The following is a 22,350-nucleotide window of genomic DNA, read 5'->3' on the forward strand; positions in this document are numbered from 1 at the left end:
ACACACGGCAACGGGGGTCCTTGACGCCCAGGAAAGGCAAGTCATGCAGCGCGTGATCACCTACGGCACCTACGACCTGCTCCACTACGGGCACATCGAGCTCCTCCGACGTGCACGGTCCCTCGGTGACTACCTCGTGGTGGCGCTGTCCACGGACGAGTTCAACGCGGGCAAGGGCAAGAAGTGCTACTACTCGTGGGAGGAGCGCCGGCGCATGCTCGAGTCGATCCGCTTCGTGGACCTCGTGATCCCCGAGACCACCTGGGAGCAGAAGGTCGACGACGTGGCACGCTACAACATCGACACCTTCGTCATCGGCGACGACTGGGAGGGCAAGTTCGACTTCCTCCGCGACCAATGCGAGGTCGTCTACCTGCCGCGCACGCCTGACATTTCTACCACCCGCATCAAGACAGATCTTCACCAGAGGGCCTGAGGGAACGTAAAACGATGATGTTCAATAATCTTAATCCCGCTCTCCGCAAGCCGATGCAGAGGTTGTGGCGGGCGACAATTCCCGAGTCGACGAGGCGCGAGCTATTCGCCCGCCGAAGGGCAAAGAATGAGTCACTCCTGTCAATTATTGTGCCGGTATACAAGGTCGAAGATTACCTAGATGAATGCATAAGTTCACTGGTTGAACAAACATATTCAAACCTCGAAATCATCCTTGTGGATGATGGTTCGCCAGATAATTGCGGCGCGATGTGTGACGCTTGGAAGCGGGAAGACGGTCGCATAAAAGTCCTACATCAGGTCAATGGCGGGCTCTCCAATGCGCGGAATAATGGCGCAAGGCTTGCGACCGGAAAGTACCTCGCCTTTGTAGACTCAGACGACATCGTCCCCAAAGACGCATTCAAGCTCTTGGTCGAGTCCCTGGAAACAACCGGATCAGATGTTTCCACCGGAAACGTACAGCGCTTCCAGAGAGGACGCCAGTGGCAGGCCTGGAATCAGACCTACAGCCATCGGCGAGATAATTTTGGCGCGCTGGAGGAGGATCATAAGGTCGCAAGGGCGGTCACCCTTGAGAGCCATCCGGAATTGCTGTTCGACACCACTGCTTGGAATAAAGTATTCCGCAGGGATTTCTTCCGTCGATCAAAGATAACCTTTCCCGAGGGCAAGCTTTACGAAGACATGCTTCCTATGGCGCAGGCATTCTCGGCGGCCCGATCGATCGACGTCGTGCTCGACACTACGTATCTTTATCGCGAACGCGAAGACAAGACTTCTATAACCCAAAAGCGCGGCGAGGTTAACAATCTCGGCGACAAGATGGAGATGGTCGACAGGATTCTAGATCTACGCCTCGGCCTCGGCGCGCCCGCCAAAGAAGTGCAGACGATTGTATTCAAGGCCCTAGAGGGAGATCTGCCAGTATACTCTCCTTACCTAGGGAGGGCGAAAGACTTTGACGCGATCTACATGCGCAGCCTAAGAAAGTACTGGGGACTGGCGACGCGAGAGACGAAGGACCGGCTCGCCCTCGACAGAAGAGTGCTGTATCTTACCCAGCTTTTTGGTGACCCTAGCGAGGCAGAGACCAACGCGGGAGAAGTCCGAAACCGATTCCACGAGATTCCGATTATCGCAGGCGATGCGGGCCTCGTTGCCGACATTGATTGGGATCCCAGGTTGCTGGGAGTCCTCGCACCGGGAGGCGATGCGTCGATGGAACGCTACGTCTATCTCCGGCAATGCATCACTGACGCAAGGGTCGGCGGGGGGAGGATGCAAATAACCGGGTTCGCGTTCCTCGAGTACGTGCCAGATCCTCAAGAAGCGACAATCGAAGTTTCTTTGCGTAATGCTGAAGGAACGAATGTTTCGCTGGAGCCGCAATCGTTCCCATCCCCTGAAGCCAATGGCTACTGGGGATCCGGGAATGCGGATCGCACAGATTGTGGGTTCCGGATCGACCAGTCCCTAGATTCCATATTCGGTGATGTCCACCTAGAATCCACTCAACGTTGGGATGTGTGGGTGCGAGTGCAATATCGCGGGCGCTCCTGGGAATCTGTCGCCTTCGCTTACTGGCGTGGTGGGACCATTCGGGCCGGAGTCAGTGCCCACGTCGGAACAGCGCATCACGGAATGTTTTCATGGCAGCCGTGGGGTAAACCGCTTGCTTTCATAACGCATCCCCCTCGCGTGGAAGTGCTCGTGGTCAGAGTAGATGATAACCTCATCGACATCGAGCTTTCGCCCACGAAAGAAAGAATTACGGGCGCCGCTATGATGCGCTCGTGGGATTCGGGCGAGATCAGTGGTAAATTGCTCGGAACGGGCAAGAATGGCGGACTCCTCGTTCAATTTGATACCCACGACATGGCGGATCGAGGCGAAGCAGGCGGTAATCTAAACGCGTGGCGCCCTTCGGTAACTCTGGATGACGGCAGCACCTTGTACCCCTCTTGCGCCACCGACTCAAGCAGCCTGCTAACTGACTCGGCCGGGTGGGAGGTGCGCAACAATTCTGCCCAAGAGTTGCTACTTATTGACAAGTGCTGCCTATTTGAAGTAACCGAAGCACATTTCGAAGAAAATAGACTCATCCTGTCGGGGGTCAACTTCGGCGGCGACGCAATGGACCACAAGGGAGAATTCTGGGGCGCCGATGGCAATAATATCCGCCATTGCGAATTCGTAAACCTGGAGGGCAACCGGTTTGAGTTTCGTGTGAACCTAGAAGTGGAGGACCGGTTCGGCAACGCGGCAGCATGGAAGCCCGGCGAGTATAGAATTCGCCTGTGGCATGCAGACGGAACTCACTGCAAGCAGCGAGTACGCTCCTCCACTGCCCTCCTCCAGTCCGCCCTGCCGCTTGAATGGACCGGGTCTCTTTGTCACGCGCGCCTGCACGTCCTCTCAGATACACTGGAGTTCTCACTAGGGATCAAGGCCCCACTCACCATTCATGAGCGTGGGCGATACAACCATGACCGTATGCGTGATGCTTGGCGCGGGTTGGGAGACGATGATGTCACCCCGCGTGAAGCGGTCGTGTTCTCTGTAAATATGGGTGGGCCCGCGGGAGATTCGGGACTTGCGATTTTGCAGGAGATGCGGAAACGCGATCTCCCACTCGAGTATTTTTGGGCCGTTACGGACACCTCGATTGATGTGCCGCTGGGCGTACGTAAGTTGGTCAGAGGTTCATCTGAATGGTTTGAACTGCTATCTACGGCACGCGTTGTTGTGAACAACTACGGTGGCATTGATTCCTACGGTGATCGCGCTTTCCAGTACTATCTGCAGACCTGGCACGGAACTCCCTTAAAGTTCATTGGGCGCTCGGAGATAGAGCAAGAGGCCCGCTGGGCTGCCGGCAAGGCTGCACGGGCTCGTAGAGAGGCGGGGGAGTGGGACGCGCTGATCTCGCCCAACAAGTTCTTCACGTCTATAGCGAGCCGAGAATTCTATTACGAAGGGAAGGTCCTGGAGATCGGGTACCCTCGTAACGACCGGCTTGTGAACTCAACCCCCGAGGAGAGGGCCGAGCTTCGAGCGAGCATCGGGATACCTGAGGAATGCCGCGCGGTGCTGTACGCACCAACTTGGCGTGATGTTGGGGCGAGCGGTTATGCGAGTCCTATGGTTGAGTTCTTTGATCCAGAGGACCTCGCTGAACAGATAGGTGGGAAGACCACGTTCCTCGTCCGGGGACACTCATTCAACCTTCGCGCTGGGGCCGGGCGGAGAGAGGACAGGTCGCGTGTCATCGACGTGACATCGTATCCAGATGTAAATGAACTCATGATTGCTTCGGATGTCTTGGTCACAGACTATTCGTCCATCATGTTCGACTATCTGTGCACCGGCAAGCCTATTGTTTACTTTGCTCCCGATCTGGACGAATATCTTGCGAATCGTGGCATGTACATGGAGCTTCAAGATGTTCTTGCTGGTCCGCTTGTGCAGAACGTGCCCGATCTGGTTTCAGAACTCGTCCACCTTGACACTTTCGAGGAAAGATTCGGTCCGCAGTATGAGGCGTTGGCGGAAGCCTTTATCTCGTGGGACGACGGCAGGGCAAGCTCACGCGCAGTCGACGCCATCCTGAATGCGATCTCGGACCCAAATAGGACCAAGCAACAATAGTTTCTATGGTCACTAAAGCAATGTGGGTGACGAACGGAGAGTTATATGCACTATCTTGTTGGAGGGGCGGGAGTCCCCAATTATGGTGATGAGTTGATCATTCGATCATGGGTCGACTGGTATCAGAACGCATTGGGGCATGCTTCAAACGGTGAGCTCATCGTTGCAGGGGCGAGTCAGCCGGTACTGCCGTGTGACTTGCAAGCGCGAGCGGTTCGGTAAGTTCCTATTTTCCAGCTTGTGAATAGTATCGCGTAATGGGCAAGGCTTTGCTTGCCGTTACTGGATTTCGTTGAAAGGCGTATTGTGGCTACTGCCGTTGTGCTCGGGGATATTGGGTGGCGATATCTTTATCATCTTGGCGACGAGGCGATGACGGAAGCGGCTGTTGCGGAGCTCCGGAGGCGGGATGTAGAGCCTGTTGTCGTGGCTGGCAGTCCTGCCGTGGCTCGAGAGATGTATGGGGTCTCATCGGTTGCGAGGTTTGGTTTCCGGTCGAAGTGGAAGATGGCCGAGCATGAGGAGTTGCTGAGCAAGGTCGAACGCGATCTAGATCGCGGCGAAGCCTCTGAGTCATCCCTCCTTGAGGCATTGCGGAAATGTGACATCGCTATCATTGCGGGCGGAGGAAATCTAGCTTCTCAATTCCCAAGTCATGTCTTTGAGCGCTACGCCTTTGCGCTCGCGGCCACGAAGTTTGGTAAACCTCTCGTAGTCCTTAGTCAAACTATTGGCCCAACGATTGAGGGCCGCGTGGGTGAGCTGGTTCAATCCGTACTCCGCATGGCTAAGGTTGTCGGCTGTCGAGAGTCGATTTCGTATGACCTCACATTGGGTCTTGATCTTGATGGGCAGAAGGTTGTCCGAAGTTTTGACGACGCCATCTTGTTGAATGCCGACGGCGCGGATCGCGATGAGGCTGCGATGTATGCCCCGAAGGGAAGGCCGTTTGTCATCGGGTCTTTTCCTGGTCGTAATGGAAGTCTTCCCTGGTCGGAGGAAGAGCATGTTGCGCGCGTTTCGGCACTGTTGGACAAGTTTGCGCTCTCCCATGGGTGTGATGTCTTGCTGGTGCCCCATATGGCTTCGTTGCCGGCGGGGCACGATAAGGCGGATCAGCTATCCCATGCAGCAATCGTTGCCTCGAGTCAAAGCGGTCTGGTTCGTGCGCTCCCCGGCATTCGGGCAAAGACGCTGGTAGCGCTGATGGAGATGTCGCGGGCGTCGGTCTCTTCGCGGTATCACCCGGCCGTGTTCGCTTTGCCTTCAGCTTCGCCGGTTGTCGGTGTTCCAACTTCGCGGTACTCGCTTGTGAAGCTGCAAGGAGCGCTAGAGAATGCTGGTATGTCCGCGCTCGCAGTGCCTACGGCTGCCTGGAATCTGCTTCTGCCTGCGTTGGATGAGGCGTGGGACAGGAGCTCAGAGCTTTCTTCGCATCTCCTGTCGATTAGGAAGTCTGCGTCGGCGTATCAGTGTGGTTTGTGGGATGGTGTGGCCGACCTTGCCCTAGATGGGACATTTAACATGCCGTCCGGCTTCCCTGTGGCGGACCAGATGCCGATGGCTGGTGCGTGGAGCGTGGAGGCGCAGGGTGCAATGACTGTGTTCAAGCAGTGGCTGCAGGCGTCGGCGTGACGCGGAGCGTTTGTAGTCTTTCTGTTGGGCCGTAAACCTATCCGGGACCGTTCATGAATCGGACGGGATCGATGAAGGCCTTGACTCGGCCCAGGTTCTCTGCCGCTACTTTGCGGGTTCGGGCTCTCGGGCGAGGGCCTCGTAGTGGAGCGTCTCGGACTCTACCGGGGTCAGCAGCCCCAGGGGGCCGTGGAGGCGTCGGTTGTTGTACCAGTCGACCCAGCCGGCAGTGGCGAACTCGACGTCTGAGAGCGTCCGGAACGGGCCGTGGTGGAAGACGGTGGTGCGGGTGCACTCGGTCTTGAACAGCCCATTGACCGTCTCCATGAGCGCGTTATCGAACGCATCGCCGACGGTCCCGATCGAGGGAGCGATGCCCTCGAGGTCGAGGTGCTCGGTGTACCGGATCGACGTGTACTACTTGGGTTCAATCGGTCGATGCAACACCGGGTTGGTGGAGTGAGCGTAGTTGTTCTTCGAATACCTCGGCAGGGGTCTTCCACTCGAGGACCTTGCGGGGTCGGTTGTTGAGCGCGTGCGCGATGGCCTCGAGGTCCTCAGCGGACCATCGTGAGAGGTCCGTGCCCTTGGGGAAGTACTGGCGCAGCAAGCCGTTGGTGTTCTCGTTCGTCGGCCGCTGCCATGGCGAGTGGGGGTCGGCGAAGAACATCTTCGTGCCAGTCTCCACGGAGAACTGTGCGTGACCAGAGAGCTCCTTGCCTCGATCCCAGGTCAGGGTCTTCCGCAGCTGCTCGGGCAGCGTGGTCATCGACGCACTGAGCGCCGCGTTCATCGCGAGAGCGCCGTAGCCGCCGAGCGATGGACCGTTCTTCACGTAGGGCTGCTCGCCCCAGCCCTCCATGCGGGGCAAGTGGACCAGGATCGTTGAGCGGCTGCTGCGCTCAACGATCGTCCCGATCGCCGACCGGCCAGTGCCGATGATCAGGTCGCCCTCCCAGTGACCGGGCACGGCGCGGTCTGCGGCTTCCGCGGGGCGTTCGCTGAGGACCACATCGGCCGTGACATGCCCACCGGGCTTGTTCCGCGACCGGGCCCTGGGCCTCCGTAGCGCGCGACCGGTGCGCAGGCACGTGACCAGTTCCCGCTTGAGAGCGCCGCGACCCTCGATGAACAGCGACTGGTAGATCGCCTCGTGGCTGATGCGCATGGACTCATCATCGGGAAAGTCGATCTTCAAGCGCTGTGCGATCTGCTCCGGGCTCCAGGCCAGCGCCCACCGCCGGTCGGCACGGTGCGGCTTGTTCAGCCCTTTCCACGGGGCCGGGGTGGGGCCAGTGACGATCGTGCCGTCGGGTCGGCGAACGTTGCCGGCGAGCCGGTCGTGGACGTACTGGCGCAGCTGCGTGTTCTCAAGCAGCTTCGCGGCCTTGGTCAAGTCCCTGGAAGTGGTGTAGCGATCCTTCGTTTGGGGGTCAGGCGGTCAGGGCGGGCAGAGAGCTTGTGGTGACCTCCTCGGTGCTGGTTTCGGGGACGACGGTGAGGCGGCAGCGGGCGAGGACGTCGAGGCCGAGGTAGCGGCGCCCCTCGGCCCACTCGTCGGTCTGTTCGGCCAGGACCGCGCCGACGAGGCGGACGATCGCCTCGCGGGTCGGGAAGATGCCGACGGAATCGGTGCGGCGACGGATCTCCTTGTTCAAACGCTCGGTGGGATTGTTCGACCAGATCTGGACCCACACGTCCTTGGGAAACCCCGTGAACGCGAGCAGATCTGCGCGGGCGGCATCGAGGTGCTCGGCCACGTCCGGGAGCTTCTCGCTGACGTAGCCCAGCAGCCGCTCGAACTGCGCGTTCACCGCTTGTGCGTCGGGCTGGTCATAGACGCTGTGCAGCATCGCTTTCACCGCCGGCCACATGCTCTTGGGCGTCACGGCCATGAGGTTCGCGGCGTAGTGGGTGCGGCACCGTTGCCAGGCCGCGCCGGGCAGGTGCGCAGCGATCGCCTCGACGAGTCCCGCGTGCGCATCACTGGTGACCAGGCGGACCCCGGCGAGGCCGCGAGCGACGAGGTCAGCGAAGAAGCCGTTCCACGCCGCTCCGGTCTCGGAGGTGGCAACACGCATGCCGAGGACTTCGCGGTGCCCGTCGCCGTTCACGCCGGTCGCGAGCAGGACGACGGCGTTGATCACGCGCCCACCCTCGCGGACTTTCATCGTCAGCGCGTCAGCGGAGACGAACGTGAACGGCCCGGCCTCGTCCAAGGGCCGGTGGCGGAACTGCTCGACATGCTCGTCCAACCACTCCGCCATCCTGCTGACCTGCGACTTCGAAAGACTGTGGATGCCCAGGGTCTTCACGAGCTTATCCATCCGGCGCGTGGAGACACCGGCGAGATAGCAGTCCGCGACGACCGTGATCAGGGCGGATTCGGCGCGCTTGCGCCGCTCGAGCAGCCACTCGGGGAAGTAGGTGCCAGAGCGGAGCTTGGGGACCGCGACGTCGATCGTGCCGACGCGGGTGTCGAGGTCGCGGTGGCGGTAGCCGTTGCGCTGCGCGACCCGGCCGCTGCTGGGGCGGCCGTACTCCGCGCCGGCGACAGCGTCTGCGTCCGCGGAGAGCAGGGTATTGATCACGTCCTGGAGCAGGCTGCGCATCAGATCCGGGGACGCTTCAGCCAGGGCTTCACCGAGCAGGCCGGAAGGGTCGACAATGTGAGGAGCGGTCATCGTGATGACTCCGTTCGAGAGTGCTGTGGAAGGTTCACTCGAAGGATCACACGGTGGCCGCGCCCACGTCCGAGACGATCACGGGGCCACCGCGCTACACCACTATGCGGGACTCAACTGCGGCCTTGGGCCGCTTGGCCGACTGTTGCGCCTTCCACTGGGCAACCGTGGCCCGGTATTCCAGCTTCCCGGCACGAGTCGCAGCGTTGCGGCGCAGCTCGCGGGAGACGGTTCCGGGGTCACGCCCGATCTCGCGGGCAATCTCTCGAACGCCCTTGGCCTGGGCGTGCAGGATGGCGATCTCCTCGCGTTCTTCGAAGCTCAGGTATCGGCCGATGGGCTCAGCCAGCGAGATAGGCGACATCCCGCCAGCGTGGCGATACCAGCGGGACCCGACTGGCACGGACACGCCGACCGCGAGCGCCGCTTCTGCCGACGTGATGCCCGTGGCGATCAGGCGCCAGAACTGCCGTTGCACCGCCCGGGACGGGGCAGGGCGTCCGGGCGAGCGCATCGGCGGTCTCAGCGCCCGGTCAGCACGCACTGACGACGAAGCTCCACCGGCGCGTCGCTCGTCTTCTTGCTCCAGTCTCCCGTGGCCATGCTCGAACACCTCCGAAGTCGAGGTGTTGCGACGACCAGTTGAATCCGCCCTGAGATCCGGCATCGCTGTGATGGATCAAATCACCTGGTGAGACCTGGTTTCCGTCGCGTTCCCGCTGCCACAGCGCGATCCGCAGTGGCGTCATGACGAGATCGGTGCGCATGCTCGAGGACGCGTGCCAGCCCACGATCCGCTGAGCGAACACGTCAACGACGCACGCGACGTACACGAGCCCGGCCCAGGTGCGAACGTAGGTGAAATCGGTGACCCAGACCAGGTTCGGAGCCGGGCCGTGAAGTCGCGATTGAGCAGGTCACCCGCCCGTTTCCCATTAGGGTTCGGGATGGTGGTGCGCAGCTTCTTCGCCCGCCGAATACCTTCGAAGCCGAGGGTGCGCATCGCCCGGTCCACCGCCCCACGGGAGGTGCCGGCCAGGCCTTCCTGACGGCGGAGCAGCGCGACCCACTTCCGCCGCCCGTAGAGCCCTTCAGGGGTCATCTGCCACCGCTGGGTGGTGGCGTTGAACGTCCAGGCCAGCTCACGGATCTTGTCCTCGACCAGAGCGTCTGTGACCGTCCGAGCGGCGACGCGGGCCGGGTGCTTCCAGGACCGGTAAGTGCCTGCAGCGATGCTCAGGCCCTGCTGACGCAGGACGCGGAGGACCGGCTCGACTGCATAGCCCTCGGCTCGCATCTCGTCGATGAACGCGCAGATCAGCGGTTTCGGGGGTCGAGCTCTCCCGCGAAGAAAATTGAAGCCCGGCGGAGGATTTCATTGTCCTCCCGCAGCCTCTTGTTCTCCGCTTTCAGGCGTTTGACCTCGGCAGACTCCTCGCTGGTGACGCCCGGGCGGGCCCCGTCGTCAACCTCGGCCTGGGCCAGCCAGCGCCGCACGGTCTCCCGCGAGACACCCTCCTGACGCGCGACCGCGGCAGTGGCCGCCGTGAGAGTGGGGTATTCCTGCTGGTGCTCGCGCACGAGCCGCACGCACCTCGCGCGCAGCTGGGGATCGATCTTCTTCGGCATGCTGTCCATCCTCTCGGACTCAAACAGCAGCGGCATCAAACCTGGGATGCTTCTATGTTGTGTCAAGCCGCGGCGGCGGCGTCCGGGACGGGGTGGGCAACTGTGAGTGATCGGAAGATCTGGCGGCTGATGTAGCGCTTGAGGCAGCGTCGGATCTCTCTGGATGTCTTGCCCTCGCTTTGGCGCCGCTCGATGTAGGTGCGGGTGGCAGGATCGGTGCGCATCCTGGTGAGCACGATGGTGTTCAGCGCGCGGTTCAGCCGTCGGTCTCCACCGCGGTTGAGGCGATGCCTCGTGGTGTTACCCGAGGAGGCCGGGATCGGGCAGACTCCTGCGATCATGGCGAATGCGGCCTCGTTGCGTATTCGGCCGGGGTGCGACCAGACCGTCAAGATCACGGCTGCGGTGACTGCGCCGACTCCTGGCAGGTCCAGCAGCTCGGGAGCTGTGGTCTCCACGAGGTGAGTGATCCGTTCACGGTTCTCGGCGAGGTCCCTCTCGAGCGTCGTGATCTGCTTCGCGAGGCGTGTCGCTTCGGCGCGGGCGGTTGCTGTCCCCAGCGTCTCTTCTCGGCGACGCCAGCTCGCGATCGTCGCGATCTGCATTCCGGTCAAGGCCCGGCGTGCATCGATTCCAAGGTCGTGGGTTCTCACGAGTGCGGTGAGGGCGTTGATGCACCGCAATCTGTCGGCGTTCTGTTGGTCGCGGGCACCGGTGAGGACTTGGAGCGCCGACTGCAGGTCACCGGTGCGACGATCTCGCAACGTCGTCAACGGCATGACGAGACTCGATCGGGCGGCGAGTAGCGCGTCGAGGGCGTCGGTCTTGCTTCGGGCTCGTGCACGACGCGGGGTCGGTGCCTCGACGACTCGGTAGCCGACCTGCTGCAGCACGTCGCTGAGAACTGCCCCGTAAGAGCCGGTTCCTTCCACGGCGATCAGCACACCGTCGAGGTCTCCCTCGGTGCGGCGCGCGATCCATTCTCGTGCGCGTCGCAGCCCTGCAGGGCTGGTCGGGAAGACATTCTGATCGATGAGGCCGCCGTTCGGAGCCTCGATGATCGCGTAGGAGTGGGTTGCGGCGTGGGTGTCGACTCCGACGACGTATCGGTAGAAGTCCCCTACGGTGGCAGGCAGACTGTTCATGACGATGTTCCTCTCGAATCGCTGGGACGGGACGTCGTTGCCGGCGTCGGCCCAGGATGAGAGTCACTACGAGGCGGGCCTGTAATGAGCCACGCCGCCGAGATCGAGCTCCCGGCGGTGGACATGCTTCTGATCAAGCCATCGTGGTGGGCCAGGGCTGGCGCCGGCACCCGGCCCCCGCCGGACAGATCCCGGGAATGACACCCCGCAGGGGTCAGCCGATTCAGGAGTCACGACGGGCGCCGGGCTACCAGCACCAACCCTGCCAGCCAGCCCCGGGCCGGCCACCACGAACACTTACAGCCGATTCACATTTGCGAAGAGCCCGTTAATCGGGGGACGGTCCTGAGCCTGTGGACGCGCTCTCTTCTGGGATGAGCTCGAGGGCGGTCACGGTGCCGGGAGAGGTGGTGACAGTTATCGGATCCTGGGAGCCGAGCTGGAGGGACCTGAGCTCACTCGAGACATCTGCCGACGCTCCGAGCGTGCTGCGGGAATCCGAGAGGTCAGTGCCTGCGAGTCGCGACGCGTACCTCACTCTCCACGTCTCAGGTTCCTCCTTGGGCATCCCGGACGGGCCGCAGAGTCGTACAGGCAACGGATCTGCGGTGACGGGATTGCGCAGGTCGACGATTAGGAGCGAGAGTGAGCCGTCGTCACCGAGTACCCCATGCGCCATGACAGTGCCGCCGCCGGAGACGGTGGGCGTGAGCACCTGTCCGTCCGGGATCTGGCTGAGCAGCATGAGCGCCAGGAAGCTGCCCTGGCCCTCCACGATCTGACCGGGGTTCTGGTACGGGCCCGTCGCGCACAGCGGGCTCATGGGGGCGCCGCCGTCACAGGCCTGCAGCGTCGAATGGAAAGCGATGCGCTCCACCCCCAGCTCGGCGATGGTCAGCGAATAATCGACGGTCCACAGGGCCTGCGCATGGGTGCGGGAGACGTCAGTGGTCCCTGGGCATGACGTCGGGCCCGTCTCCTCCATCCACAGCGGCAGGTTGTGCTCGTCGGCGACCTCGACGCCCTGGCCCACGATCTTCCGAGCCTGGTCCCTGATCGCTGGTGCAGTGAGATCCTCGACCGTCGGATTTGCGATCGAGTCCTCCTGGCCGTCGCAGTCCCACAGCGGATACCAGTGCATGGACAGGGCCCGCTGGTCAGGGATGCCGGACTCTGCGAAAGCTCGCCACCAGGTCGCGTCATACGCGCCGGGGCCCGCGACGGAAATGCCCGGAACGTCCTCCTGCAGAGCATCGGAGTACCCCCGCAGCGAGTCCTGATAGGGCCCGGGCCCCCACAAGTCGGTGCGGACGGCCAGCTGGGGCTGGTTCTCGTGGAAGAAGCCGTTGGGCTCATTGCCGATCGACACCGCGAGCAGCCTGTCCCCGAACGCCAGCTGCGCATGGGCGGCCATGTCGGCGGCGCGGGCAGGGTCGTCGTGCCCCAGATCCAGTACCAGGGTGACCTCGGCATCGACGTCCTCGGCGACGTTCGCGACCCGCTCCAGGTCCTCCGGCGTGACCGTCACGTCCGCCCAGCCCGGTGCGGGCTCGTCGGCGGAGGTCCACCACATGCGGCGGTCCACGCCGTTGCCGCCGAAGCGCAGCACGGGTCGGTCGAGCTCTGCAAGGGTGAGCGTCAAGTTCGATTCCGGGGAGTCCCACATCGGATTCGCGAGCTCGGTGGCATCGAAGCTCAGCCCCACCGTTCTGCCGAAGCGGGGAGCGTCGGGCTCCAGTGCGAGCGAGACGGTGATGCCGTCACCGGTCGCGTCCTCGAGTGGGGTGAGCGTGAACGGGCCGGGATCGGGGTCGTAGCCGGGCAGACGGGTGGACTCCCACGGAGGGGGAGAGGTCGGCTCAGGAGAGGCGGTGGTCGTGCTGCTCGGACCGGCGGAGGGAGCGGCAGGCTGCTGCGGCCGCAGCACGAGGATGTCCACGGTCGCTACGAGAGCGAGAACGAGGACAGCGGCGAGCAGAGTCCAGCGGGCCCGGGTCATCGCCTGCCACCTCGCCCGTTGTTGCGCATCAGGATTCCGCACGGCACGCGTCAGAACATCACGTGTGCGTCGTTCCGCCCGAACCAGGCGACATCCGCGGTGGCGAGGAGTTCCTGGTCGCTCGCCGACCAGGCGTGCCCGCCCGATGCGCCGCGGCGCATCTGCGTGAAGTTGAAGCGGTCCGCGGAGTAGATCCGGCCGCCGGCCTCGGCAACGGCGGTGAGGAAGCCGGTGTCCTCCCCCCGGTTCACGTCATGGAAGGGGTGCGCGCGGAACACGTCGCGGCCCGCGGTGATCGTGGGCCCCATGACCCGGTCGGTGAAGCGGTGCTCGAGCCACGGGAAGCGCAGCAGGGTCGCGTCCGAGCCGGCGAGGTACATGTAGTGCGCGTGCTTGCCGACCACGTCCGCGGCGGCGAAGTCCCGCGCACGCAGCAGGTCGTGGAGGTAGAACTCACCGTAGAGGTCGTCGTCGTCCATCTTCGCGCAGACCGTCCCGTCGGCCCGCTCGACCGCTGCGTTCAGGCACGCCCCGAGAGTCCAGTCGCGCGGCGCCTCCAGCACCACCACGTTCTCCACGCCGAGCTTGCGAGCGCGCTCGGCCGTCGCTCCGGGCGATGCGAAGCCGTGCGTGACCAACAGCAGCTGACGCTCCATGCCCACCTGGCGCGCCACCTGATCCACTAGGTGGTCGAGCTGGTCCGGCCGGTTCGTCGCCGCGAGGACACTGACCGTCGGTAGACCGGCGGAGCCGGACTGCTCCCCGAGCCCCACCGACTGAAGCACCTGCCGCGCCCGATGGGTGTATGTGTGCTCGTGCCAGATCCGGCGCTGTGCACGATGCACCATCCGGTCGCGCAGCTCGGAGGAGCGCACCAGTGCGCGGACCGCGTGGGCGGCCTCCTCCCGCGTGGCCGCGACCGCCACCTCGTCCTCGTCGAAGAATTCCCGGATCGCGGGCGAGGGGGCGGAGACCACCGGGGTGCCCGACGCCGTGATCTCGAAGATGCGCCGCGCGCACATTGACGGGCTCGTCACCACCGAGTTCACGTTGAGGAACACCTTGTAGGCCTTGTAGGCGGTGAGCATCTGCTCGTAGGGCAGCGAGCCGACCACCCGCTCCGCGAGCTCGCCGGGGAACTGGTAACGCTCGTCGTCCCCGAGGAAGCGGGAGAAGATCTCCAGCCCCTTGTCCATGCGCCCGGAGGCGTCCAGCGCACCGCCCAGCAGCATGTCCATCTGCTCGCGACGCTCGGGGAACTTGTGCGCGAAGTACATGCCGGCGAAGGCGACGTCGCGCACCTGATGGCCGTGCTGCGGACGGATCGGATTGTGCACCGCGGACTGTGCGGCGAAGGGAAGCACGGCGACGCGGTCATGGCCCAGCTCCTCCCGATAGCGGGGCAGCAGGGTGACGTCGGTGGTGAAGACCTGGTCGAACAGCTTCGCCGTCTCGAGGAAGTCCCTGAAGTGCGGCGGATCCTCCTTGTTCCAGAAGACCGTCGGGATCCCCACCTCGCGGCAGTGGGAGACCAGCTCACGCAACGGGGCGGAGGGGGCACTGGAGCCCGTGAGATGGTACTGCCAGGCGTCCTGATTGCCATGCCAAGCGGACTCCACGAAGAGCAGGTCGACGGGGATCCTAGCCAGCTCTTCGCGCCATCCGCTCGGTGTCACGGCGACCGTCTCGAACTCGTAAGACCAGGCCAGCATCGAGAAGTCGTCGAGGATCACCGCGGCGCGCAGTCCGGGCAGACGTGGACGGCGCTCAGGCATCTGCATCTCGGGGAACGTCAGTCCTTCCCGCTCGTCCCCACTGCCGATGCTGCTGGCCGGTCCAAGTGAGGCGGTGCGCCGACGTCGCCTCCAGTCCCGGAACTGGCCGAAGCCCCCCGTGCGCAGATGCCAGAGACCGGTGCGGAGCGTCCGCAGCGGGGACGAAGACGGCACAGGAATCGAAACCTCCGGAGGTGAGGGGCAGTGCAAGGATCATCCTATGAGGCGGCGTCCAGCGGTCTGGACGGAGTCGCCCATCTGGTAGGCCGCTCTCCGGGCATCGTTGCGTTGACCACGGGTGGAGGGGGAGTGCGGGCGGGTGCTGGGGCCGCTGAGTAGTCTGTGCTCACCACCGAGCCCCCGTTCGTCGGCCCGCACCGGGCCGCGGGCCCCAGCGCCAGAGGATTCCTGTGTCCGACCAGCCACCTTCCGCCGCTCCTGCGGTCCGTGCGGCCGTCTACGGCAGCTGCGTCGCGCGGGACACGATTGACCTTGCGGGATCTGGTCGCTTCGACGTCGTCGCCTACATCGCTCGGCAGTCACTGATCTCCGCCGAGGTCGATGCGTCCTCGCACTTCCCCGCGGATCCGGGCGTGGACTCCGATTTCCAGCTCCGCATGATGACCGGGGACTTCGCGGGAGATCTGGAGAAGCGCCTCGCCGAGGCGGCGCCGGACACGGATGTGCTCCTGTGGGACCTCGCCGACGAACGGCACGGTGTGCATGTCTTCGAGGACGGCAGCATCGTCACCCGCAGCATCGACATGGTGCGGGCTCCTGAGGTGGTCGGCGCCGTGGAGGGAGCCCGCCATATCCCCTTCGGGACGGACGAGCACTATGAGCTGTGGGCGCCTCGCGCGGAGCAGCTGCGAGAGGAGCTCCAGCGACTCGGCCTCTTCGACAGAACGATCGTGCTCCAGGTCCCGTGGGCGCTCGTGACCTCTGACGGCCAGACGACCCCGTGGAGCATGGGGAAGTCCGCCCGCGAGGCGAACGTCGAATACCTGCGCTACTACCAGCGGCTCCGCGAGCTCGGGTTCACGATCATCGAGCTGCAGCCGCTGGGCGTGCTGGCAGACCCCGAGCATCGCTGGGGGCTCGCCCCCTTCCACTACACCCAGGAGGTGTACGAGGAGGTCGCGCAACGGGTGCTCGAGACTCTGCGGAGGGACGAGTCCGACTGACGCCGGGAGCGTTCTCCGGCGGGACGAGGTCCCCTCACCGCCCCGGCGGCACCTCACGCTGATCCAGCGTCTTCTGCAGGAACACCAGGTCCAGCCACTTGCCGAACTTGGCGCCGACCTGCGGCAGGTGGCCCACCTTCTCGAAGCCGAGCTTCTCGTGGAGGATCAGGGAGCCGGTGTTGCCGGCCTCGATCCCGGCGACCATCACGTGGATGCCCTGCGCGGCGGCGCGCTCGAGCAGCGCCTCCATGAGCGTGCGCCCGAGCCCCTTGCCGCGCTGGTCCCCGCGCACGTACACCGAGTGCTCCACGGTATGGCGATACCCGTCGAACGCCCGCCAGGGACCGTAGGTCGCATAGCCGAGCACCTCGCCCGTGCCGGCGGGCCCGTCGGCCGCACCCGACGTGCCGACCCCGTCGGCCGACCTCGCCCCGTCGTCCGACCCGAGAGCGACCAGCACCGGGAACCCGGCCGCCTGGCGGTCCGCGAGCCAGGCGGCGCGGTTGTCCGCGCCGATCAGCTGCTCGTTCCACACGGCGGTGGTGTGCGCGACCGCGTCGTTGTAGATGGCGGCGATACCGGGAGCGTGGACGCTCTGGGCGTCGATGATCTGCACGAGGGGTCCTTCTGCTCGGGTGCGCGCCCGAGAAGCGGGCGGGCGCGGCCCGTCCCGGTGGCAGCTGTGGCCGGCTCAGCGGGGGTGGGGCGCAGACTCGATCATCGCACCGCCGGGGCCGGCGCCGTGAACAGCTCGTCGTCCGCGGGCACACCCTCCCGCACCTCGCCGTTCTCGCCCACATAGGTCCAGGTGAACGGCAGACCGGTCGCGGTGCGCAGATCCGGGCCGTCCATGAGCTGGACGTGCACGTGCGGGTCCGAGGAGTTGCCCGAGTTCCCGCACCGGCCCACCACCTGCCCGGCCTCGACCTGCTCACCCACCCCGACGACCGGCGAGTGCTGCTGCAGGTGGGCGAGGACCGCGACGGTCCCGTCGGCCGACCGCACCATGACGTGGTTGCCGAGCAGATGCCGCGGCGCGCCGACGCTGCGCACCAGCGACTCGACCAGCAGGTACGCGAGCCCCGGCACGGACTGGCGGCTGAGGTGATCGCGGGCCGCGCCGTGCACGGCGATCACCTCCCCGCCCACGGGGGAGAGGACCTCCTGGCCGAAGGACGGGAACGTCTCCGGGCGGCGCATCGGCCGGTGCCACGGGTCGAAGCGCCGCGGCTCGGCGCCGACGGGCTCGTGGGTGATGTCCAGCGCGTAGGTCTGCGCGAGGGCATGGGTGTGCGAGGGGACCTTCGAGGTGGGCGAGTTCAGGCCCCGCCACCGCCCGCGCACCGGGATCGCGATCGGGCGGGGCGGGACGCCTGTGCGGGGGCGCTGGCGGCGGGGGCCGACGACGATCCCGACCAGACCCACCACCAGCAGCGCGACGCCGAGCAGGTACATGGGCCCGATCCCGCGGCCCTGCGTCACTGAGACGACCACGAGCACGGCGCCGAGCAGGGCGGCGGGGAGGGACAGTCGCTGCAGGGCCGGCATGGGGGAGCCTTGTCGGTCGGGGGCGGGTGTGGCTCCACCGTAGGTGGGGTGGTGGTGGGGAGGCCAGGGGGGGCGATGAGCGATCGGGATATGCCCTAGCCTTCACGGGCTCAGCGTAATCGCTGGCTCCAACCGCGATCAATCATGTGCAGATGCTGTGTCCGTGACCTTCAGAATCTGCTCCGTGCCATAGAGGACAAACTTGAGGTAGTAGGGCGCGTGCGGCTGGGTGAAATCCTGCGAGGCTTCGATGAGGCTGATCTGTAGATCCCCCTTCGGCACATCCCACTCTTTCTCAGCGAAGCTGACTGCTGCTGACTGGACGCTGATTGGGAGCTCAGTCCAGAGGGCCAACGACGAGCTGGAAAGGATTTCCTCGCTGTCTGCATCGGGGCCCGCTGGAGCGGCGAACGACCGATTGGGCTGAATCGGTACCGCATTGGCAGAAACTCGGAGGGCTGTAGTGGCTTTGGCCCGTTGGCCGATCGTCAACCCTCCAGCCCCGAAAGTCGGCACCCAGACGAGGCCTGTGATCGCCATAAGGGTGAACAAGGTGAGGAGCACGAAGAGGACACCCGCGATCACTCCGTCGACCGGGGCGGAGACGCTAACAGTGCAACCTTCTATACCCTCGCAGGCCGGAGCTGCTGCAAGGTTGGTTCGTGGCCAGAACAAGTAGTAGGCGACTACCAACAGGAGAATTCCGGCGATCACACCGGACGCGCCACGAGCCTTTAGTGTCAGCCGTCTATCTTCGGTGGCCCCGTTGCTGTCCTTTTTAGTGACATCAGTAGTCATGGCCAGCTCCCGCTTCTATGCAAACGACGTCGTCTCGACGTCGTCACTTCTGCGGCGGGTCACACCATCGTGAGCGCGTCGGAAGTGGCGACCGGAGCTGAATATTACGCCCGGGGTGAGGCTTCGGTCGAGAGGCAATCTACGGGCGTTTCCGCAGTCGTTCCCTGTCTCGGTCGACCCTGATGTGCTGGCACCGTCGGCCGAGGGCGCGAACGTGAGCTCAAAGCTCAGGCGGCGGGCGTAGTTCGGTGCCGGGCCACGTACCTCGCGAAGTCCCACGGCTCCTGCTCGTGGTCGCCGTCCAGGAAGGCGAGCGCCGCCTTGCGGCCCTTGCGGTACAGCAGCTCCCGCTCCTCGGCCGAGAGGTCGAACTGGGTGGGGCGCACCGCGGCGGTGTCGATGAAGATCGTGCGGTGCACGGCGTGCTGCGCGTCGATGTGCATCCGGTCGTAGAACCCGGTGACCGTGTCCACCACGGCCTTGCCGAAGCTCAGCGGGCCGGCGATGCGGTTGCGGGTGCCGAAGTCCGCCTCCGGCTTGGCGGAGAGCTTGATGCCGAAGGTGGGCCAGCGCGGCACCTTACCGTCGGGGCGGTCGAACACCGCGACCGGGAAGTTCGAGAGCATCCCGCCGTCCACCAGCACGGACTTCAGCTCGGCGCCGTCCTTCCAGGTCACGGGCCGGAAGAACAGCGGGATCGAGGAGGAGACCCGCACCGCGTCCGCGATCCGCAGCCGCTCCGGGGTGAGGCCGTAGACCGCGGCGTCCGTGGGCAGGAAGCGCAGGCGCCCGGAGGAGAGGTCCGAGGCGGTGACGACCAGGCGGAACTGCTCGGGGCGCGGCGGGGTCGCGGCGTGGTCGTGCGGAGCGGGGTCGAGGTCGTCGGGGTCGGCGACGCGGAGGTCCGCGAAGGTGCCGGACAGGCCCGGGGCGCCGTACTGGGCGAGCAGGTCCTCGAGCCACGTGGTGAGGCGGTCGCCGCGGTGGATGCCGTTGTGCAGCAGGATCGACAGGCCCTTGCCGACCAGGGACCGCGTCCACCAGGCGCCGTCCTCGAAGAGGCGGTAGTCGGTCTCGCGGAGGATCTGCACCATCGTGCGGCCGCTGACCCCGGAGGCGGCCAGGGCTCCCGCGATCGCGCCGGCGCTGGACCCGGCGACGCGGTGGATCCGGTAGCCGCGCTCCTCGAGCACCTCGATCGCACCGGCAAGGGCGATGCCCTTCACGCCGCCGCCCTCCATGACGAGGTCCACGCGCTTGTCCATCGGTGGCGTGGGGGTGGGGGTGGCGCTGGGGGAGGTCATGGTCGCCAGGCTAGGGGAGAGGTGGGACGCGGGACGTGGTGCGGCGAGGGCGGGAGGGGTGCGGGCGCGCGGGGGAGAGGTGCTGGAATGACGCCGCAGTAGCGACAAGTGTTCCCCGCGGACGTGCGGCTACGGGTGGCGTCGCGGAGCCGTCGGGAGTGTGCGGGGAAGAAGTGCTCGAATAGCGCCGCAGTAACGACAAGTGTTCCCCGCCGGCTGGCCGGGGAGGGCGGCGGCGAAAGGATAAGCCCTAAAGTTTCTCGGCCCAGCCGGGAGATGAACCTTAGCGCTTGTCATCGCACGCACCCGGAACATCACGATGCCCGCCCCGGCAGCAGCCGGGACGGGCATCGTGATGCGCAGGGAGCAGGACGCCTCAGCGCCCCGTCACCCGCCTCAGAGGGTCTTGGCCAGCGGGTCGAAGTCTGCGGGCACCGCGGGGATCTCAGCGACCGAGGACTCGACGGTGACGAACTCGCCGCTCGCGGCGGACTCCTCGGCCGAGAGCATGATGTCCAGGACGTGGTAGCCGACCTCGCCGGTGGCGACGTGCGGGCGGTTCTCGTTGATCGCACGGACCATGTCCAGCAGGCCCAGGCCGCGGCCGGTGACCGGGCCCTCCTGCGGGATCTCGATCCACTCCTGCTCCGGCGGGCGCTCGCCGAAGGTCTCGAAGGGGCGCACGTAGGCGATGCGGCCCTCGAACATGTTCGGGTCGGGCACGACCAGCGAGCCCTCGGTGCCATGGATCTCGACGATGCCCTGGCGGGCCAGCGGCGAGTCGAAGCTCAGCAGCGAGGTGCCGGTCTGGCCGGCCTCGAACTGGGTGAGCACCGAGATGGTGGAGGGCACCTCGACGGGGAAGGTGGTCCCCGCCTTGTCGCCGACGCGGATCTCCCGCTCCTCGGTGGCCTTCAGGCCGATCGCGGCGACCTTGTCCACGGTCCCGAACAGGCTCACGAGAGTCGTGAAGTAGTACGGGCCCATGTCCAGCAGGGGGCCGGCGCCCTTGGCGAAGAGGAAGCCGGGGTTCGGGTGGAACACCTCGGGGCCCTGCCACTGCATGGAGGTCTGCGCGAACAGCGGGCGGCCGATGAGGCCGTCGAGGATCGCGCGCTTGGCGGTCTGGACGCCGGCACCCAGCACCGTGTCGGGCGCGGAGCCGATGCGCAGCCCGGCCTCGTCGGCCTGCGCGAGCAGGGCCTTGCTGGCCTCGCGCTCGAGGCCCAGCGGCTTCTCGGTCCACACGTGCTTGCCCGCGGCGATCGCCTGGGAGGAGATCTCGGTGTGCACGGCGGGGATCGTCAGGTTCACGACGACCTGCACGCCCGGGTGGTCCAGGACGTCCTGGGCGGTGCCGGAGGCGGGGACGCCGTACTTGGCGGCCTGCGCGGCGGCGCGCTCGGTGTCCAGGTCGCCGAGGATCAGGACCTCGACGTCCGGGAAGGTGGTGAGGTTGGTGAGGTACTGGTCCGAGATGACGCCGGCTCCGATGAAGCCGACGCCGACGGGGCCGGTGAAGGGGGTGGTCACTGTGCGAGTCCTCCGTCGATCAGGAAGCGGTAGCTGTTCTCGATGTCCTCGAACACGTCGCCGGGGACGTTGTCGTATTCGATGACGGCGTACTTGACGCTGGTCGCGGCGTTCATCGCGTCGATGGTGGGCACCTCGCCCTCGCCGGCGTGGCGCTGGTCCAGGGAGGAGGAGTTGAACTTCGGCGCGTCGGGCGCGAAGGGGTTCGACGGCGGCTTGATGCCGTCCTTGACGTGGATGGCGACGAGGCGGTCGCCGAGCTCCTTGACGAGCCCCACCACGTCCTGGCCCCCCACGAGCGCCCAGTACAGGTCCAGCTCGATCTCGACGGCGGGGTCCACCAGCGACAGGAAGCGCTGGTAGGCGGTCTGGCCGTCGAAGTCCGCGAGGAACTCCTGGGCGTGGTTGTGGTAGCCGACCTTCAGGCCGAACTCCTTGGCCTTCTCGGAGGCGGCGTTGAGGCGCTCGGCGATGTCCTTCACACCGTCCTCGGTGAGCCAGCGCTCGGTGGGGACCATCGGGTCGATGACGGTCTTCATCCCGATCTCGGCCGCGGCCTCGAAGACCACCTCGTTGGAGGGGGTGGGGATGGAGCCGTCCGGGGTCCACAGCTCGTCGGAGAGCAGCGGCGCGTGGCCGGTGGGGGAGTCGAGGCCGGAGGCGTCCAGCGCCGCACGGATCTCCGCGGGACGGCGCACGAAGTCGAAGGCCTCGACGTGCTTGAGGCCGATCTTCGCGAGCTTGTCGAGGGAGCCGTTCATGTCGGCGGAGAACTCCGCGGCCAGCGTGTACAGCTGGACGGAGGCGAGGGGCAATGCCACGGGAGACCTGCTTTCGTACGTCGTCGTCGGGGGCGGTCCGCACCGCGCGGGGCGTCGATGCCGGTGCCGGGCCGTGCGGCCCAGGGTGGCACGAATGTGCACCCCGCGGGAGGGTGGCGCCAGCGTAGCACCAGATCCCACCAGTTGGAGGTTTTTGGTGGTGCGAGTTTTAGTTGATGGGTACTGTG

At 65.2% G+C, this 22,350-nt stretch carries 14 protein-coding genes and 4 pseudogenes; 4 read left to right on the forward strand and 14 right to left on the reverse strand.

Features of this window, described 5'->3' with window-relative positions:
- Nucleotides 1-43: 43 nt before the first annotated feature.
- The 3 genes from tagD to HNR70_RS00355 all read left to right on the forward strand — a co-directional run bounded on the left by tagD (nt 44) and on the right by HNR70_RS00355 (nt 5,742).
- Nucleotides 44-436: a glycerol-3-phosphate cytidylyltransferase gene (tagD, locus tag HNR70_RS00345; RefSeq protein WP_184323908.1), complete on the forward strand. Its 393-nt coding sequence runs from the start codon at nt 44-46 to the stop codon at nt 434-436.
- Nucleotides 437-450: 14 nt separating this feature from the next.
- Nucleotides 451-4,107 carry a bifunctional glycosyltransferase/CDP-glycerol:glycerophosphate glycerophosphotransferase gene (locus HNR70_RS00350; protein ID WP_184323909.1) on the forward strand — a complete coding sequence of 1,219 codons (3,657 nt, stop codon included), beginning with the start codon at nt 451-453 and terminating at the stop codon, nt 4,105-4,107.
- Nucleotides 4,108-4,428: 321 nt separating this feature from the next.
- Nucleotides 4,429-5,742, forward strand: a complete 1,314-nt coding sequence (locus tag HNR70_RS00355) for a polysaccharide pyruvyl transferase family protein (RefSeq protein WP_312857702.1) — start codon at nt 4,429-4,431, stop codon at nt 5,740-5,742.
- 105 nt (nt 5,743-5,847) lie between these two features.
- On the opposite strand, the pseudogene HNR70_RS00360 reads toward HNR70_RS00355, so the two are convergent.
- The 8 genes and pseudogenes from HNR70_RS00360 to HNR70_RS00400 all read right to left on the reverse strand — a co-directional run.
- Nucleotides 5,848-6,159 (reverse strand): annotated as a pseudogene (locus HNR70_RS00360) (integrase core domain-containing protein); the annotation flags it as partial.
- A gap of 10 nt (nt 6,160-6,169) precedes the next feature.
- Nucleotides 6,170-7,132 (reverse strand): annotated as a pseudogene (locus HNR70_RS00365) (IS30 family transposase); the annotation flags it as partial.
- A gap of 43 nt (nt 7,133-7,175) precedes the next feature.
- A complete protein-coding gene (locus HNR70_RS00370; RefSeq protein ID WP_184323911.1) occupies nt 7,176-8,426 on the reverse strand; it encodes an IS256 family transposase in 1,251 nt (416 codons plus the stop codon).
- Between the two features lie 118 nt (nt 8,427-8,544).
- Nucleotides 8,545-9,029: pseudogene (locus tag HNR70_RS15680) on the reverse strand (helix-turn-helix domain-containing protein); the annotation flags it as partial.
- A 44-nt stretch (nt 9,030-9,073) separates the two neighbouring features.
- Nucleotides 9,074-10,055: pseudogene (locus HNR70_RS16555) on the reverse strand (IS3 family transposase); the annotation flags it as partial.
- Nucleotides 10,056-10,117: 62 nt separating this feature from the next.
- Complete coding sequence (locus HNR70_RS00390; protein ID WP_184323913.1) at nt 10,118-11,200, reverse strand: IS110 family RNA-guided transposase; 1,083 nt, start codon at nt 11,198-11,200, stop codon at nt 10,118-10,120.
- Between the two features lie 328 nt (nt 11,201-11,528).
- The gene (locus tag HNR70_RS00395; RefSeq protein WP_184323914.1) at nt 11,529-13,199 is read right to left on the reverse strand and encodes a hypothetical protein; all 1,671 of its coding nucleotides are present in this window, start codon (nt 13,197-13,199) and stop codon (nt 11,529-11,531) included.
- A 50-nt stretch (nt 13,200-13,249) separates the two neighbouring features.
- A complete protein-coding gene (locus HNR70_RS00400) occupies nt 13,250-14,980 on the reverse strand; it encodes a glycosyltransferase family protein (protein ID WP_246375101.1) in 1,731 nt (576 codons plus the stop codon).
- A gap of 404 nt (nt 14,981-15,384) precedes the next feature.
- Between HNR70_RS00400 and HNR70_RS00405 the strand changes: the two genes are divergently transcribed.
- Nucleotides 15,385-16,158, forward strand: a complete 774-nt coding sequence (locus HNR70_RS00405) for a DUF6270 domain-containing protein (RefSeq protein WP_184323915.1) — start codon at nt 15,385-15,387, stop codon at nt 16,156-16,158.
- A gap of 34 nt (nt 16,159-16,192) precedes the next feature.
- On the opposite strand, the gene HNR70_RS00410 is transcribed toward HNR70_RS00405, so the two are convergent.
- The 6 genes from HNR70_RS00410 to HNR70_RS00435 form a co-directional block, all read right to left on the reverse strand.
- Nucleotides 16,193-16,774 carry a GNAT family N-acetyltransferase gene (locus tag HNR70_RS00410; protein WP_184323916.1) on the reverse strand — a complete coding sequence of 194 codons (582 nt, stop codon included), beginning with the start codon at nt 16,772-16,774 and terminating at the stop codon, nt 16,193-16,195.
- 101 nt (nt 16,775-16,875) lie between these two features.
- Nucleotides 16,876-17,706 carry a M23 family metallopeptidase gene (locus tag HNR70_RS00415; RefSeq protein ID WP_184323917.1) on the reverse strand — a complete coding sequence of 277 codons (831 nt, stop codon included), beginning with the start codon at nt 17,704-17,706 and terminating at the stop codon, nt 16,876-16,878.
- A 138-nt stretch (nt 17,707-17,844) separates the two neighbouring features.
- Nucleotides 17,845-18,504 carry a hypothetical protein gene (locus HNR70_RS00420; protein WP_184323918.1) on the reverse strand — a complete coding sequence of 220 codons (660 nt, stop codon included), beginning with the start codon at nt 18,502-18,504 and terminating at the stop codon, nt 17,845-17,847.
- A 227-nt stretch (nt 18,505-18,731) separates the two neighbouring features.
- Nucleotides 18,732-19,808, reverse strand: coding sequence for a patatin-like phospholipase family protein (locus HNR70_RS00425; RefSeq protein WP_246375103.1), 1,077 nt, complete (start codon nt 19,806-19,808; stop codon nt 18,732-18,734).
- A 396-nt stretch (nt 19,809-20,204) separates the two neighbouring features.
- A complete protein-coding gene (locus HNR70_RS00430) occupies nt 20,205-21,341 on the reverse strand; it encodes a Gfo/Idh/MocA family protein (protein ID WP_184323919.1) in 1,137 nt (378 codons plus the stop codon).
- Nucleotides 21,338-22,162, reverse strand: coding sequence for a sugar phosphate isomerase/epimerase family protein (locus tag HNR70_RS00435; RefSeq protein ID WP_184323920.1), 825 nt, complete (start codon nt 22,160-22,162; stop codon nt 21,338-21,340). Before HNR70_RS00435 ends, HNR70_RS00430 begins: the two co-directional genes overlap by 4 nt.
- Nucleotides 22,163-22,350: the final 188 nt, after the last annotated feature.

The organism is Brachybacterium aquaticum, from assembly GCF_014204755.1.
Classification (GTDB): Bacteria; Actinomycetota; Actinomycetes; order Actinomycetales; family Dermabacteraceae; genus Brachybacterium; species Brachybacterium aquaticum.

Coding starts and splice junctions, on each gene's coding strand:
- tagD (WP_184323908.1), top strand. CDS start 44: ATGCAGCGCGTGATCACCTACGGCACCTACGACCTGCTCCACTACGGG.
- HNR70_RS00350 (WP_184323909.1), top strand. CDS start 451: ATGATGTTCAATAATCTTAATCCCGCTCTCCGCAAGCCGATGCAGAGG.
- HNR70_RS00370 (WP_184323911.1), bottom strand. CDS start 8,426: ATGACCGCTCCTCACATTGTCGACCCTTCCGGCCTGCTCGGTGAAGCC.
- HNR70_RS00390 (WP_184323913.1), bottom strand. CDS start 11,200: ATGAACAGTCTGCCTGCCACCGTAGGGGACTTCTACCGATACGTCGTC.
- HNR70_RS00395 (WP_184323914.1), bottom strand. CDS start 13,199: ATGACCCGGGCCCGCTGGACTCTGCTCGCCGCTGTCCTCGTTCTCGCT.
- HNR70_RS00400 (WP_246375101.1), bottom strand. CDS start 14,980: ATGCAGATGCCTGAGCGCCGTCCACGTCTGCCCGGACTGCGCGCCGCG.
- HNR70_RS00415 (WP_184323917.1), bottom strand. CDS start 17,706: ATGCCGGCCCTGCAGCGACTGTCCCTCCCCGCCGCCCTGCTCGGCGCC.
- HNR70_RS00420 (WP_184323918.1), bottom strand. CDS start 18,504: ATGACTACTGATGTCACTAAAAAGGACAGCAACGGGGCCACCGAAGAT.
- HNR70_RS00425 (WP_246375103.1), bottom strand. CDS start 19,808: ATGACCTCCCCCAGCGCCACCCCCACCCCCACGCCACCGATGGACAAG.